Origin of the sequence: Pelagerythrobacter marinus, from assembly GCF_009827515.1 — a bacterium.
Classification (GTDB): Bacteria; Pseudomonadota; Alphaproteobacteria; order Sphingomonadales; family Sphingomonadaceae; genus Pelagerythrobacter; species Pelagerythrobacter marinus.
Genome location: NZ_WTYO01000003.1, coordinates 270,266 through 283,197, shown reverse-complemented (window position 1 = coordinate 283,197; position 12,932 = coordinate 270,266). Strand labels below are relative to the sequence as shown.

Genomic DNA, 12,932 nt, shown 5'->3' with positions numbered 1-12,932 from the left:
ATTTGGCTGAATTCCGCCACGAGACGGAACGGCTCGTCCTGCGCGACTGGCGCGGGGACGACTGGGCCGAGTTCTTCCGCCACACCAACACGCCCGCGGTCATGCGCTGGCTCGGCGGCGAGCTCGACGCGGCGGGCATGGCCGCCCAGCGCGAGCGGGTCGAAGGCAGTGCCAGGCGCAACGGGTTCTGTTTCTGGGTGGTCGAGCGCCAGGCCGACGGGGCGCTGCTCGGCTTCTGCGGGCTGAAGCGCGCCGACGCACCGGGCTCGACCGTCTCCGGCGCGGTCGAGATCGGCTGGCGCCTGCGCGAGGACGCCTGGGGGCAGGGCTATGCCCGGGAAGCGGCGACCGCCGCGCTCGACCTGGCGTTCGACCGCTTCGGCGCCGAGGAGGTCGTTGCCCTGACGGTCGAGGGCAATGCGGCAAGCTGGGGCCTGATGCATCGCCTCGGCATGCGCCGGCGCGAGGAAGTCGACTATCCCGACGAACGCTACGATCCGCCGTGGCGCGACACGATCGTCTATTCGATCGACCGCGTGACATGGGCCGGGGCGCGTGACTGATATCGTCGCCGAGACCGCGCGCCTCGTCCTGCGCACGATCGACGAAGGCGACGCCGCGCTCCAGCATCGCCTGCTCAACACGCCCGCGGTCATGGCCCGGCTCGGGGGCGTGAAGGAACTGCACGAGATCGAGGCGAAGCATGCCAAGGGCATGGCGCTTTACGCGCGGGAGGGGTTCAGCTTCCTCTTCATGATCGAGAAGGCGACCGGCGAGATGGTCGGCCACTGCGGGATCAAGCGGGTCGACAACCCGCTGGCACCGAACCCGGGCGACCACGAGATCGGCTGGCTGGTGCGCGAGGACCGCTGGCGCAGGGGCTACGCCGAAGAGGCCATGCGCGCCGTGCTCGACTGGGCCTTCACGCGCGTTGGTGCGCCCCATGTCGTCGCCCTGACCAGCAAGGCCAATGTCGGAAGCTGGAAGCTGATGGAGAAGCTCGGCATGGTGCGGCGCGAGGATCTCGACTTCGAAGACCCGGCCTTCCCGCCGCAGGACAACCCGACGATCCAGTATTGGCTGACAAGGCAGCAATGGGAGAGCGCACAGTGACAGCAAGCCGCCCCGGCGTGACGATCGTACCGATCCACGGCAAGACGCCCACCATCCACGACAGCGCCTTCGTCGCGCCCGGCTGCGTCCTGGTGGGGGACGTGACGATCGGCGCGGACAGCTCGGTCTGGTACAATTGTGTCCTGCGCGCCGATGTCAGCCGCATCGTGATCGGCGCGCGCAGCAACGTGCAGGACGGCAGCGTGCTCCACTGCGATCCCGAGCGGCCCGGCGATCCCGACGGTTCGCCGCTGCTGATCGGCGACGACGTGCTGATCGGCCACATGGCGATGGTCCACGGCTGCACGATCGAGGATCGCGGCTTCGTGGGCCTCGGCGCGATCGCGATGAACAAGGCCGTCATAGGGTCCGACGCCATGCTGGCGGCCGGGGCCATGCTGACCGAAGGCAAGGTCATGGCCGCGCGCGAACTTTGGGGCGGCTGCCCCGCGCGCAAGATGCGCGATCTGGACGACGCGGCGATCGCCGGGATGCGCGCCGGCGTGGCCCACTATGTCGAGAACGGCCGCGCGCACGCCAGCGCCGTGGCCCGGGCGGAAGGTTGACGGTGCATCGGCCGGCCGGCGCGCGCGAGTCGCGCGGCGCGACTTCGCGCTAGTCGCGCACCAGGGCCCGCAGGGTCTCGATCCGGTCGGCTTCGTGGACCGGCTTGTCCCAGCGGATGCGGTGGATGCGGGGGAAGCGCATGGCGAGGCCCGACTTGTGCCGCCGGCTCTCGTGCACCGAATCGAAGGCAACTTCGAACACCAGCGACTTGTCGGTTTCGCGCACCGGACCGAAACGGTTGATCGTGTGCGTGCGGACGTGGCGGTCGAGGCGCTTCAGCTCCTCGTCGGTGAAGCCGGAATAGGCCTTGCCCACCGGCAGCAGGTCCGCCCCGGCATCGGGGTCGCCGTCCCAGCAGCCGAAAGTGTAATCGGAAAAGAAGCTCGACCGCCGCCCGCTGCCGCGCTGGGCATACATCAGCACGCAATCGATCAGCAGCGGATCGCGTTTCCACTTGTACCACAGCCCGGTGCGGCGGCCCGCGACGTAAGGCGAATCGCGGCGCTTGAGCATCAGGCCCTCGATCGCGTCGTCGCGCGCGCCCTCGCGAATTCGGGCAAGCGCGTCGAAATCGTCTGCCTCGACCACTTGCGACAGGTCGAAACGGTCCGCCGGCAGGCGGGGGACCAGCGCCTCCAGCCGGGCGCGGCGCGCCTGCCAGGGCATCTCGCGCAAGTCCTCCCCTTCGACGATCAGCGCATCGTAAAGGCGCACGAAAGCCGGCGCCTCGGCCAGCATCTTGCGGCTCACGGTCTTGCGGCCCAGCCGCTGCTGCAGCGCGTTGAAACTGGCCGCACCGCCCGCCTCGCCCCCCTGGGTCGTCCCGCGCACGAGCAGCTCGCCGTCAAGCACGGCGTCGAAAGGCAGCGCATCGAGCAGCTCGGGGAACGTGGCGGAGATATCATCGCCCCCGCGCGAATAGAGCCGCGTCTCCCCGCCGATCCGCACCAGCTGGACGCGTATCCCGTCCCACTTCCACTCGGCCACGTAGTCGGCCAGATCGACCACGGTGTCTTCCAGCGGATGGGCCAGCATGAAGGGTCGAAAGGTGGGCAGGTTGGCGGTGTCGGGCGGAGCGGCGCCGTGCGCGGCCCAGGCGAAGAGCGGGCCATAGGGCGGCTCCAGCCCATGCCAGTGCTCCTCCACCTCCTCCACCGACACGTCGAACGCCTGGGCGAATGCGACCTTGGCCAGGCGCGAGGACACGCCGATTCGCATCCCCCCCGTCGCCATCTTCAGCAGGGCATAGCGGCCCGAGCCATCGAGCCGGTCGAGCAGCGTGGCGAGCGCTGCGGGCGCGCTCTTGCGCGTCATTGCCGCCAGGGCGGCAACCGCCTCGCTCACCGTGGGCGGGTCTTCGGGCGCCTCCCCTGCCGGCCAGAGCAGGCTGGCGGTTTCCGCCGTGTCGCCGACGAAGTCGCGGCTCAATGTCCACAGGACCGGGTCGATCCGTTCCTTGAGAAGGTTGCGGATGGTCGAGGATTTCACGGCCGGGAAGTCGAGGCCGCCGGTCAGCGCGGCGAGCGCCCAGCCGCGATCGGGGTCCGGCGCATCGCGCAGGTACCCGGCAATCAGGCGCAGTTTCTCGTTGCGGCTGCGGGTGTAGACCAGCGCGTCGAGCAGGGCGGCGAAGGCTTCCACCGCTAGTCGTCCTCGTCCTCGTACCCGACGAGGGCGAGCGCGCGGGCGCGTCGCTGGTGCAACTGGTGCCAGCGCAGCAGGGCTTCCTCGCGGCCATGGGTGATCCAGGTCTCGTGCGGGTCCACTTCCTCGACCGTGCGGGTCAGCTCGCCCCAGTCGGCATGATCGGAGATGACCAGCGGCAGCTCTACGTTGCGCTGGCGGGCCCGCTGGCGCACGCGCATCCAGCCTGACGCCATGGCGGTGATCGGGTCGGGCAGGCGGCGGCTCCACCGGTCGTTGAGCGCCGACGGCGGGCAGACGACGACATGGCCGCGCATCGCATCCTTGTCCGCTTCGCCCACGAGGCGCAGCTCGCCGAGGTCGATCCCGAAATCCGCGTAGAGCCGGCACATCTTCTCCATCGCGCCGTGGAGGTAGACCGGCGCGCGGTGCCCCGCGGCGCGCAGCTCCGCGATCACGCGCTGCGCCTTGCCCAGCGCGTAGGCGCCGACGAGCACGCAGCGATCGGGATGGGCGGCCAGGCGATCGAGCAGCTTGCCGATCTCGGCGGCGATCGGCGGATGGCAGAAGACCGGCAGGCCGAAAGTCGCCTCGGTGATGAAGATGTCGCAGGGCGTGACTTCGAACGGCGGGCAGGTGGGATCCGGCATCCGCTTGTAGTCGCCCGTCACCACGACCCGCTCCCCGGCATGCTCCAGCAGGATCTGCGCGCTGCCCAGCACGTGGCCGGCCGGGATGTACGTCGCATCGACCCCGCCGGGCAGGCTGATCGTCTCGTGATAGGCGACCGGCCGCGCGCCCGCGCAAGTCGCGTAGCGCAACTTCATGATCGCCAGCGTTTCGGGGGTCGCGACGGTCTGCCCGTGGCCGCCGCGGGCGTGATCGGCGTGGCCATGGGTGACAAGCGCGCAGCCCACGGCCTGCGAGGGATCGATCCAGCAATCCGCGGGAACGACATGGATGCCGTGCGGCTCGGGCCGGATCCATGCGAAATCGCGCGCCATGCCCTAGCAATGGCCCCGTCGCGTTGCGGTTCCTCCGGCACCCGGCCCCGGACGCGCGGCGCGCGTGGAGGCGAGGCGCCGCGCGGGCGCTATTCGCCCTTGCCGCCGGCGCCCTCGCTCGCGTCGGGCGCCTTGTCGGCTTCGCCCTTCTTCGCGGCCGGTTTCTTGGCGGCCTTGCGCTTCGGCCGGGCCTTGGGCGGGGCCGGCGTCAGTTCGAAGGCCGGCTTGCCGTCCTTGACGCTTACGTGGACTTCTCCGCCGTCGGCAAGCTTGCCGAACAGCAGCTCCTCGGCCAGCGGCTGTTTCACCTTCTCCTGGATCAGGCGGCCCATCGGGCGCGCGCCGTAGAGACGATCGTAGCCCTTGTTCGCCAGCCACTCGCGCGCGTCCTTGTCGAACTGGATATGCACGTTCTGTTCGGCCAGCTGCAGCTCGAGCTGCAGGATGAACTTGTCGACCACGCGGGCGACCGTGTTCTTGCCAAGGTAGCCGAACGGCACGATCGCATCGAGCCGGTTGCGGAACTCGGGGGTGAACATCTTCTTCACCGCTTCCTCGCCCGCGTCTTCCTTGCTCACGTCGCCGAAGCCGATGCCCTGGCGCGCCATGTCCGCCGCGCCGGCATTGGTCGTCATGATCAGCACGACGTTGCGGAAATCGACCGTCTTGCCGTGGTGGTCGGTCAGGCGGCCGTTGTCCATCACCTGCAGCAGGATGTTGAACAGGTCCGGATGTGCCTTCTCGATCTCGTCGAGCAGCAGCACGCAGTGCGGGTTCTGGTCCACCGCGTCGGTCAGCAGGCCGCCCTGGTCGTAACCGACGTAGCCCGGGGGGGCGCCGATCAGTCGGCTGACCGAGTGGCGCTCCATGTACTCGGACATGTCGAAACGCTTCAGCTCGATCCCCATCACGCTCGCCAGCTGGCGCGCGACCTCGGTCTTGCCGACGCCGGTGGGGCCGGTGAAGAGGAAGCTGCCGATCGGCTTGTCGGGATCGCGCAGGCCGGCCCGGCTGAGCTTCATCGCGGTGGAAAGTCGCTCGATCGCCTCGTCCTGGCCAAAAACGACGTGTTTCAGGTCGCGTTCGAGATTTTCCAGCGCCTTCTTGTCGTCGCTCGACACGGTCTTGGGCGGAATGCGCGCCATCGTCGCGATCACGGCCTCGATCTCGCGCGCGGTGATCTTCTTCTTGCGCCGGCTGGGCGGCACCAGCATCTGCATCGCGCCGACTTCGTCGATCACGTCGATCGCCTTGTCGGGCAGCTTGCGATCGTTGATGTAGCGCGCCGACAGCTCGACCGCGGTCTTCAGCGCATCGGGCGTGTACTTGACGTTGTGGTGCGCCTCGAACGCGGTCCTGAGGCCGCGCAGGATCTTCACCGTGTCCTCGATCGTCGGCTCGTTCACGTCGATCTTCTGGAAGCGGCGCAGGAGCGCGCGATCCTTCTCGAAGTGGTTGCGGAATTCCTTGTAGGTGGTCGAGCCGATGCAGCGGATCGCCCCGCTCGACAGCGCGGGTTTCAGCAGGTTGCTGGCGTCCATCGCCCCGCCGCTGGTGGCGCCGGCGCCGATCACCGTGTGGATCTCGTCGATGAACAGGATCGCCTCGGGCATGCCTTCCAGCTCGCTGACGACCTGCTTCAGCCGTTCCTCGAAATCGCCGCGATAGCGCGTCCCGGCGAGCAGGGCGCCCATGTCGAGCGAGTAGATCACCGCGTCGGACAGGACCTCGGGCACTTCGCCTTCGATGATCTTGCGCGCCAGCCCTTCGGCGATCGCGGTCTTGCCCACCCCCGGATCGCCCACGTAGAGCGGGTTGTTCTTCGATCGGCGGCACAGGATCTGGATCGTGCGGTCCACTTCCGGCCCGCGGCCGATCAGCGGATCGACCTTGCCCGCCTCGGCCTTGGCATTGAGGTTGACGGTGAACTGGTCGAGCGCGGTTTCCTTCTTGTTTTCGCCCTTCTCGTCCGCCTTGCCGCCGTCTTCCGCGCCCTGGGGGGAACGGCTTTCGATCTGCTTGCCGCCCTTGCCGATCCCGTGGCTGATGAAGCTCACCGCGTCGAGCCGGCTCATGTCCTGCTGCTGCAGGAAATAGACCGCGTAGGAATCGCGTTCGGAAAACAGCGCCACGAGCACGTTGGCCCCGGTCACCGTGTCCTTGCCGCTCGACTGGACGTGCAGGATCGCGCGCTGGATCACCCGCTGGAACCCGGCGGTCGGCTGCGGATCGCCGTCGTCCTCGGTCTTCAGCGACTGGTATTCCTGGTCGAGATACTGACGCACCGCCTCGCCCAGTTCGTCGAGGTCGACGCCGCAGGCGACCATGACCTGGGCCGCGTCCTCGTCGTCCACCAGCGCCAGGAGGAGATGCTCCAGCGTGGCATATTCGTGCCGCCGCTCGCCGGCGTGTTCCAGCGCGGAATGGAGGGTTCTCTCGAGGTTCTGGGCGAAACTGGGCATCTAGCGGTCTTTCGTGGCGGAATGCAGGGCCCCCAAGGTGGGGAAATATGAACCGGCGTGGTTAACGAAACCTATATGGGGGCGGGCGTCCGGATTGCGAACCGGGGCCCTCACCGGCCTGTCTTTCGAAACAGGGCGTCGGCCGCCTCGCGCTGGGCGGCCGCCGACAGGCGGTGTTTCTCCACCCGGGCGATCTCCGCCTCGAGCAGGGCGATCCGTTCCGCCAGCTCGTCGCGCGAATACGGCGAGAGGTCCTCGCTGGCGAGCTTGCTCGCGGCGTCGCCCCGGGGGCGCGGACGATCGTCCTCTTCCATTGCCGGCAATCTCGCAATTCGCCGCGCTTGCTGTCAATGGGGGAGCGCGTTAGGTGCGCTTGCGTGACGGCTTGGCCACAGGGGGGAATGCCAATGGCGCCGCAAGTGCCCGGCGAAATGACCGCGATCGGTTTCGACCAGCCCGGCGGACCGGACGTGCTGCGGCCCGAAACGGTCGCCGTGCCCCGGCCCGGCGAAGGGCAGGTTCTCCTCCGGGTGGCCTGGGCCGGGGTCAACCGGCCCGACGTGGCGCAGCGCCAGGGCCTCTATCCGCCGCCGCCCGGCGCCTCGCCGCTTCCCGGGCTCGAAGTCTCCGGCACGATCGCCGCGGTCGGCCCCGGGGTGCTGGAGGAATACGTCGGCGAACGCTACTGCGCGCTGGTGCCCGGGGGCGGCTATGCCGAATATTGCCTCGCCCATATCGGCCACTGCCTGCCGGTGCCCGATGCCATGCCGCTGGCGGAAGCGGCCGCCATTCCCGAAACGCTGTTCACCGTCTGGCACAACGTTTTCGAGCGCGGCTGGGCGAGCGAGGGGGAAACGCTGCTGGTCCACGGCGGGACGAGCGGGATCGGCACGATGGCGACGATGCTGGGCAAGGCCTTCGGCCTGCGCGTGATCGTGACCTGCGGCGACGAGACGAAGTGCGCGGCCGCGCGGTCGCTGGGCGCGGACCTGGCCATCAACTACCGCGAACAGGATTTCGTCGAGGAAGTGAAGACCTTCACCGGGGGCAAGGGGGTCGAGATCGTGCTCGACATGGTCTCCGGCGACTATGTCGCGCGCAATCTCAAGTGCCTGGCCGAAGACGGCCGCCACGTCACGATCGCGATCCTCGGCGGGATGAAGGCGGAAGTGAACATGGCCGTCGTCATGAGCCGCCGCTACACCCTGACCGGATCGACCCTTCGCCCGCGTTCGGACGCGTTCAAGACGCTGCTCGCGGCGGAGATCGAGAAGAACGCCTGGCCGCTGTTCGAAGACCGCACGCTGCGGCCGGTGATGGATCGCAGCTTCCCCCTGGCGGAGGCCGCCGCCGCCCATGCGCGGATGGAGGCGGGCGAACACATCGGCAAGATCGTGCTGGAGGTGGCCGGCGGCTGACCCCGAACGGTCACGCTTTCGCCGAACCGTCATCGAACCGTGAATCGCCTGTAACATTGGCCTGCCATGGCTGCTCCCCGTAAAAATGCTTTCGCGAGACGGGGTTGCGACGATGAGCGACAGGCTCGGCAAGGGATTGCCCGCAGAACTGACCGACCTGGCGAGCGTCGCCAGTTTCCCGCCGATACGCAGCGCGATTCCCGAGCCGGACGAGGGCAAGCGGCGGCGCTATCGCACGATCTGGATCAGCGACGTCCACCTCGGCACCAAGGGCTGCAATGCCGAGATGCTGATCGATTTCCTCGACAGCACCGACAGCGAAACTATGTACCTGGTGGGCGACATCATCGACGGCTGGCGGCTGAAGAAGAAGTTCTACTGGCCGGCGGAACACAACGACGTCGTCTGGCGGATCCTCAAGCGGGCCAAGCGCGGCACGCGGATTGTCTATATCCCCGGCAACCACGACGAGATGCTGCGCCCCTTCTCGGGCATGAACTTCGGCGGGGTCGAGATTCGCCGCGCGGCGTTCCACGACACGGCCGACGGGCGGCGGCTGATGGTCCTGCACGGCGACGAATTCGACACGATCATGCTCGCGCATCGCTGGCTCGCCTTCGTCGGCGACGCGCTCTACCACGTGATGATGGCGCTGAACCGCCACGTGAACGGCGTGCGCCGGATGCTCGGCCTGCCGTACTGGTCGCTGTCGAAGATGGCCAAGCACAAGGTCAAGAACGCGGTCGAGTTCATTTCCAAGTACGAGGAGGTCGTCGCGCGCGCGGCGGGGGAGCACGGCGTGGACGGCGTCGTGTGCGGGCATATCCACACCGCCGAGATCCGCGAGTTCGACGGCATCGAGTACTACAACGACGGCGACTGGGTGGAAGGCTGCAACGCGCTGGTCGAACACTTCGACGGCCGGATGGAACTGCTCCACTGGCCCGAGGAAATGGCCCGCCGGGCGCGCCAGGACGCGGCGACGATGGACACGGCAAAGGCAGCGGCATGAACCGGATGGCCGGTTTCCCCGACGAAACGCGGAACCGGCACCCTTTTCCGCAGCGGATCGCGATCGTCACCGACGCCTGGCTACCGCAGATGAACGGCGTCGTCCGCACGCTGACCACGACCTGCGAGATCCTGCGCGCGCGCGGCCATGCGGTCGAGGTGATCTCGCCCGACCTGTTCCGCTCCGTGCCGTGCCCGACCTATCCCGACATCCGCCTCGCCATGGCCCCGCCGGGCGCGGTCGGCCGGCGGCTGGCGGCGATCGAGCCCGACGCGATCCATATCGCGACCGAAGGGCCGCTGGGCCTGGCGGCACGGCGTCACTGCCTGGCGCGCGACATCCCGTTCACGACCGCCTACCACACGCAGTTCCCCGAATACCTGGCCCGGCGCACCGGCCTCTCCCCCGGGCTCTTCTGGCGCTATATCCGCTGGTTCCATGCGCCCGCACGGCGGGTCCTGGTGGCGACCGAGAGCATTCGCGCCGAGCTACGCGCGCGCGGCCTGCACCGGCTCCATTCGTGGAGCCGGGGGGTCGATCTCGCCTGTTTCCACCCGCGCGCTCCGGCCCCGCCCGAATATGCGGACCTGCCCCGGCCGATCCAGCTCTACGTCGGCCGGCTCGCAGTGGAAAAGAACATCGAGGCGTTCCTGCGCGGCAGCTATCCCGGCTCGCGCGTGGTGGTCGGCGACGGGCCGGCGCTGGCCGAGCTGCGCGCGCGCTTTCCCGAGGCGCACTATCTCGGCCCGCGCACCGGGGCGGAGCTGGCCGGCTGCTACGCCCACGCCGACGTGTTCGTCTTCCCCAGCCGCACCGACACGTTCGGCCTCGTGATGATAGAGGCCCTGGCCTGCGGCACGCCGGTCGCCGCCTATCCGGTGCCGGGGCCGGTCGATATCGTGACCGACAAGGTCGGCGCCCTGTCCGAAGACCTCGACCGGGCGATCGCCGGGGCGCTGTTCAGCGACCGTGCCGACTGTGCGGAGCTGGGCGCGCACTATTCATGGGATGCCGCGACCGACCAGTTCCTGGCCGGGCTCGCCGCCTTCGATGCAGAGCCGCTCGCGGCCTGACCGCACGGCCGCGCTACCCGTAAAAGCTTGCCCTCGCCGGGTGCATCGCCTAAATCGCACCGGCAACGGCCGCTCCGCGAGGGGCGGCCCTTATATTTTCAGGACAGTTTCGCCATGCCCCAACCCACCCCGCTGATGCCGCACGCGACCGCCACCTGGCTGGTCGACAACACCTCGCTCAGCTTCTCGCAGATCGCTGATTTCTGTGGCCTGCACATTCTCGAGGTGCAGGCGATGGCCGACGATCTCGCCGGCAGCAAGTACACCGGGCGCGACCCGGTCCACTCGGGCGAGCTGACGCAGGAAGAGATCGAGCGCGGCCAGGCCGATCCCGACTACGCGCTGAAGATGCACAAGGCCCCGGTCGAGGTGACCCGGACCAAGGGCCCGCGCTATACCCCGGTGTCGAAGCGCCAGGACAAGCCCGACGGGATCGCCTGGATCCTGCGCAACCATCCCGAGATTTCGGACGCGCAGATTTCCAAGCTGATCGGCACGACGCGCAACACGATCACCGCGATTCGCGAACGCAGCCACTGGAACATCCAGAACATCCAGCCCAAGGACCCGGTCACCCTCGGCCTGTGCTCGCAGCGCGAGCTCGACGCCGTCGTCGCCAAGGCGGCCAAGAAGGCCGGGACCGAGGGCGAGGCCCCGGTTGCGGCCGATTCGGGCAGCGACCGCGAGAAGCTGATTGCCGAGCTGCGCGCCGAGCGCGAAGCGAACGAGAAAGCCGCCGCCGAAGCGGCGCAGGAGGCCGAAGCGGCCGCCTGGCTCGAGGCGAAGCGTGCGTCGGAGACCGAGGGCGACGGCCCCGCCTGACGCGGCCTTCGCAGCCCGGCCTGCCGAAGCGGGCGCGCGCTGCGTGCCCGCCGGTTGGGCGCCGGCAGAATCAGAAAATCCTTGCCCTCGCGCGCCGGTTGACGCATCCATGCTGACATGGATGTCAATAGGGCGCAGTACCAGCATGCCGCCGCGTGGGATACGCCGTTCGATCCGGTGACCCTGCCGCACCTGTTCGCGCGCACGGCCGACCGGTGCCCCGACGCGCCGCTGGTGGATTTCCTCGGTCGGGTCTCGTCCTACCGCGAGCTTCACGAAGAGGCGCGCCGTTTCGCCGCCGGCCTGCAGGCCATGGGCATCGAGCGCGGCGACCGGATCGGCCTGTTCCTTCCCAATGTCCCGATCTACGTCTCGGCCTATTACGGCGCGATGATGGCGGGCGCGGTCGTGGTCAATTTCTCGCCCCTCTACACGGTCGACGAACTCGCCCAGCAGGTGGAGGATTCGGGTGCACGCATGCTGGTGACGATCGATGCCGCCAGCCTGCTGCCGACGGCGCTGGAGGTGCTCGACGCATCGCCGCTGCAAGGGCTCGTGGTCGGCCGCCTGGGCGACATGCTGACCTGGCCCAAGCGGATCGCGCTCAAGCTGCTCGGGCGCGGCCGGATCGCCGCGATCCCACGCCGCGGCGACGTGCACCAATGGGGCGATGTCACCCGCCCGCGCCCGCCTGCCGCGGTGGCGCTCTCGCCGGCGGATCTCGCGCTGCTGCAGTACACGGGGGGGACCACGGGTCGGCCGAAGGGCGCCATGCTGACCCATGCCAACCTGGCGATCAACGCGCTCCAGGTCGACGCGATCGACCCGTTCGGCGATGAAGAGGCCGACGTGATCATGGGCGCGCTGCCGCTGTTCCACGTCTTCGCCAATACCTGCGTCCTCAACCGCACGGTGGCCAAGGGCGGGTGCATCGCGATGGTGCCCCGGTTCGAGGCGAAGCAGGTGCTGGCGACGCTGGCGCGAACGCGGGCGACCGCCTTCCCGGGCGTGCCGACGATGTTCCAGGCGCTGCTCGACCATCCCGATATTGCCCGCACCGATTTCTCCGCGCTCAAGGTGGCGATCTCGGGCGGGGCGCCGCTGCCCGCGCCGGTGCGCGAGAAGTTCGAGGACGCGACCGGTTCCCGTCTCGTCGAAGGCTATGGCCTGACCGAGAGCGCGGGGGTGGTCTCGACCAACCCCTATACCGGGCTGCGCAAGCCGGGGACGATCGGCCAGGTCATCCCGCAGACGCGCGTGATCCTGCTCGACAAGGAAGACCCGGCCCGGCGCGCGCCCGCGGGGGAGCCGGGCGAACTGGCGATTGCCGGGCCGCAGGTCATGCAGGGATACTGGAACCGGCCCGATGCGGCCGCGGCCTCGTTTGCGGAGATCGACGGGGAACGCTGGCTGCGGACGGGCGACGTGGCGACGATCGACGACGAGGGGTTCATCGCCATCGTGGACCGGATCAAGGACATGATCGCGGTCGGCGGGTTCAAGGTCTTCCCCAGCCAGGTCGAGGCGATCCTGCTCGAACATCCGGCGGTGAAGGAAGCGCTCGTGATCGGGGTACCCGACGATTACCTCGGCGAAACGCCCCGCGCCTACGTGACCTTGCAGGATGGGGCGGACGAAAGCGCGGAGGCGCTGCGCACCTGGCTCAACGCCCGGGTGGGCAAGCACGAGCGCGCCTCCGCCGTGGTCGTGCGCGACGACCTGCCGCGCACGATGATCGGGAAGCTCGACCGCAAGGCGCTGCGCATCGAGGTCATGGCCCAGGCGGACTGAGCGCCGGCCGCCATCGCGGCGGCACG

At 68.9% G+C, this 12,932-nt stretch carries 12 protein-coding genes; 8 read left to right on the top strand and 4 right to left on the bottom strand.

Annotation, left to right across the window (positions count from 1 at the left end):
• Window positions 1–2: 2 nt before the first annotated feature.
• The 3 genes from GRI72_RS08430 to GRI72_RS08420 are packed head-to-tail and all read left to right on the top strand — an operon-like array spanning window position 3 to window position 1,679.
• Window positions 3–563: a GNAT family N-acetyltransferase gene (locus tag GRI72_RS08430; RefSeq protein ID WP_160733459.1), complete on the top strand. Its 561-nt coding sequence runs from the start codon at window positions 3–5 to the stop codon at window positions 561–563.
• The gene (locus tag GRI72_RS08425; RefSeq protein ID WP_160733458.1) at window positions 556–1,113 is read left to right on the top strand and encodes a GNAT family N-acetyltransferase; all 558 of its coding nucleotides are present in this window, start codon (window positions 556–558) and stop codon (window positions 1,111–1,113) included. The genes GRI72_RS08430 and GRI72_RS08425 overlap by 8 nt, the downstream gene beginning before the upstream one ends.
• Window positions 1,095–1,679, top strand: coding sequence for a gamma carbonic anhydrase family protein (locus GRI72_RS08420; RefSeq protein ID WP_160733457.1), 585 nt, complete (start codon window positions 1,095–1,097; stop codon window positions 1,677–1,679). The genes GRI72_RS08425 and GRI72_RS08420 overlap by 19 nt, the downstream gene beginning before the upstream one ends.
• A gap of 49 nt (window positions 1,680–1,728) precedes the next feature.
• Here the strand turns inward: GRI72_RS08420 and GRI72_RS08415 are convergent, their stop codons facing one another.
• From GRI72_RS08415 to GRI72_RS08400, 4 genes are all read right to left on the bottom strand, one after another.
• The gene (locus tag GRI72_RS08415) at window positions 1,729–3,321 is read right to left on the bottom strand and encodes a cisplatin damage response ATP-dependent DNA ligase (protein ID WP_160733456.1); all 1,593 of its coding nucleotides are present in this window, start codon (window positions 3,319–3,321) and stop codon (window positions 1,729–1,731) included.
• A gap of 2 nt (window positions 3,322–3,323) precedes the next feature.
• The gene (locus GRI72_RS08410) at window positions 3,324–4,328 is read right to left on the bottom strand and encodes a ligase-associated DNA damage response exonuclease (protein ID WP_160733455.1); all 1,005 of its coding nucleotides are present in this window, start codon (window positions 4,326–4,328) and stop codon (window positions 3,324–3,326) included.
• An 89-nt stretch (window positions 4,329–4,417) separates the two neighbouring features.
• Window positions 4,418–6,790, bottom strand: coding sequence for an ATP-dependent Clp protease ATP-binding subunit ClpA (gene clpA, locus GRI72_RS08405; protein ID WP_160733454.1), 2,373 nt, complete (start codon window positions 6,788–6,790; stop codon window positions 4,418–4,420).
• A 110-nt stretch (window positions 6,791–6,900) separates the two neighbouring features.
• Window positions 6,901–7,104, bottom strand: a complete 204-nt coding sequence (locus GRI72_RS08400) for a DUF1192 domain-containing protein (protein WP_160733453.1) — start codon at window positions 7,102–7,104, stop codon at window positions 6,901–6,903.
• Between the two features lie 93 nt (window positions 7,105–7,197).
• Between GRI72_RS08400 and GRI72_RS08395 the strand changes: the two genes are divergently transcribed.
• The 5 genes from GRI72_RS08395 (at window position 7,198) to GRI72_RS08375 (ending at window position 12,906) form a co-directional block, all read left to right on the top strand.
• Window positions 7,198–8,208: an NAD(P)H-quinone oxidoreductase gene (locus GRI72_RS08395; protein ID WP_160733452.1), complete on the top strand. Its 1,011-nt coding sequence runs from the start codon at window positions 7,198–7,200 to the stop codon at window positions 8,206–8,208.
• Window positions 8,209–8,320: 112 nt separating this feature from the next.
• A complete protein-coding gene (locus GRI72_RS08390; protein ID WP_160733451.1) occupies window positions 8,321–9,220 on the top strand; it encodes a UDP-2,3-diacylglucosamine diphosphatase in 900 nt (299 codons plus the stop codon).
• Window positions 9,217–10,293: a glycosyltransferase family 4 protein gene (locus tag GRI72_RS08385; protein ID WP_160733450.1), complete on the top strand. Its 1,077-nt coding sequence runs from the start codon at window positions 9,217–9,219 to the stop codon at window positions 10,291–10,293. The genes GRI72_RS08390 and GRI72_RS08385 overlap by 4 nt, the downstream gene beginning before the upstream one ends.
• 114 nt (window positions 10,294–10,407) lie before the next feature.
• Window positions 10,408–11,115 carry a DUF1013 domain-containing protein gene (locus GRI72_RS08380; RefSeq protein ID WP_160733449.1) on the top strand — a complete coding sequence of 236 codons (708 nt, stop codon included), beginning with the start codon at window positions 10,408–10,410 and terminating at the stop codon, window positions 11,113–11,115.
• Between the two features lie 117 nt (window positions 11,116–11,232).
• Window positions 11,233–12,906, top strand: coding sequence for a long-chain-fatty-acid--CoA ligase (locus tag GRI72_RS08375; protein WP_160733448.1), 1,674 nt, complete (start codon window positions 11,233–11,235; stop codon window positions 12,904–12,906).
• The last annotated feature ends 26 nt before the right edge of the window (window positions 12,907–12,932 follow it).

Bases quoted from the DNA above. Each gene is read 5' to 3' on its own strand.
- GRI72_RS08420 (WP_160733457.1), top strand. From the start codon at position 1,095: ATGGGAGAGCGCACAGTGACAGCAAGCCGCCCCGGCGTGACGATCGTA.
- GRI72_RS08410 (WP_160733455.1), bottom strand. From the start codon at position 4,328: ATGGCGCGCGATTTCGCATGGATCCGGCCCGAGCCGCACGGCATCCAT.
- clpA (WP_160733454.1), bottom strand. From the start codon at position 6,790: ATGCCCAGTTTCGCCCAGAACCTCGAGAGAACCCTCCATTCCGCGCTG.
- GRI72_RS08400 (WP_160733453.1), bottom strand. From the start codon at position 7,104: ATGGAAGAGGACGATCGTCCGCGCCCCCGGGGCGACGCCGCGAGCAAG.
- GRI72_RS08395 (WP_160733452.1), top strand. From the start codon at position 7,198: ATGGCGCCGCAAGTGCCCGGCGAAATGACCGCGATCGGTTTCGACCAG.
- GRI72_RS08390 (WP_160733451.1), top strand. From the start codon at position 8,321: ATGAGCGACAGGCTCGGCAAGGGATTGCCCGCAGAACTGACCGACCTG.
- GRI72_RS08385 (WP_160733450.1), top strand. From the start codon at position 9,217: ATGAACCGGATGGCCGGTTTCCCCGACGAAACGCGGAACCGGCACCCT.
- GRI72_RS08380 (WP_160733449.1), top strand. From the start codon at position 10,408: ATGCCCCAACCCACCCCGCTGATGCCGCACGCGACCGCCACCTGGCTG.
- GRI72_RS08375 (WP_160733448.1), top strand. From the start codon at position 11,233: ATGGATGTCAATAGGGCGCAGTACCAGCATGCCGCCGCGTGGGATACG.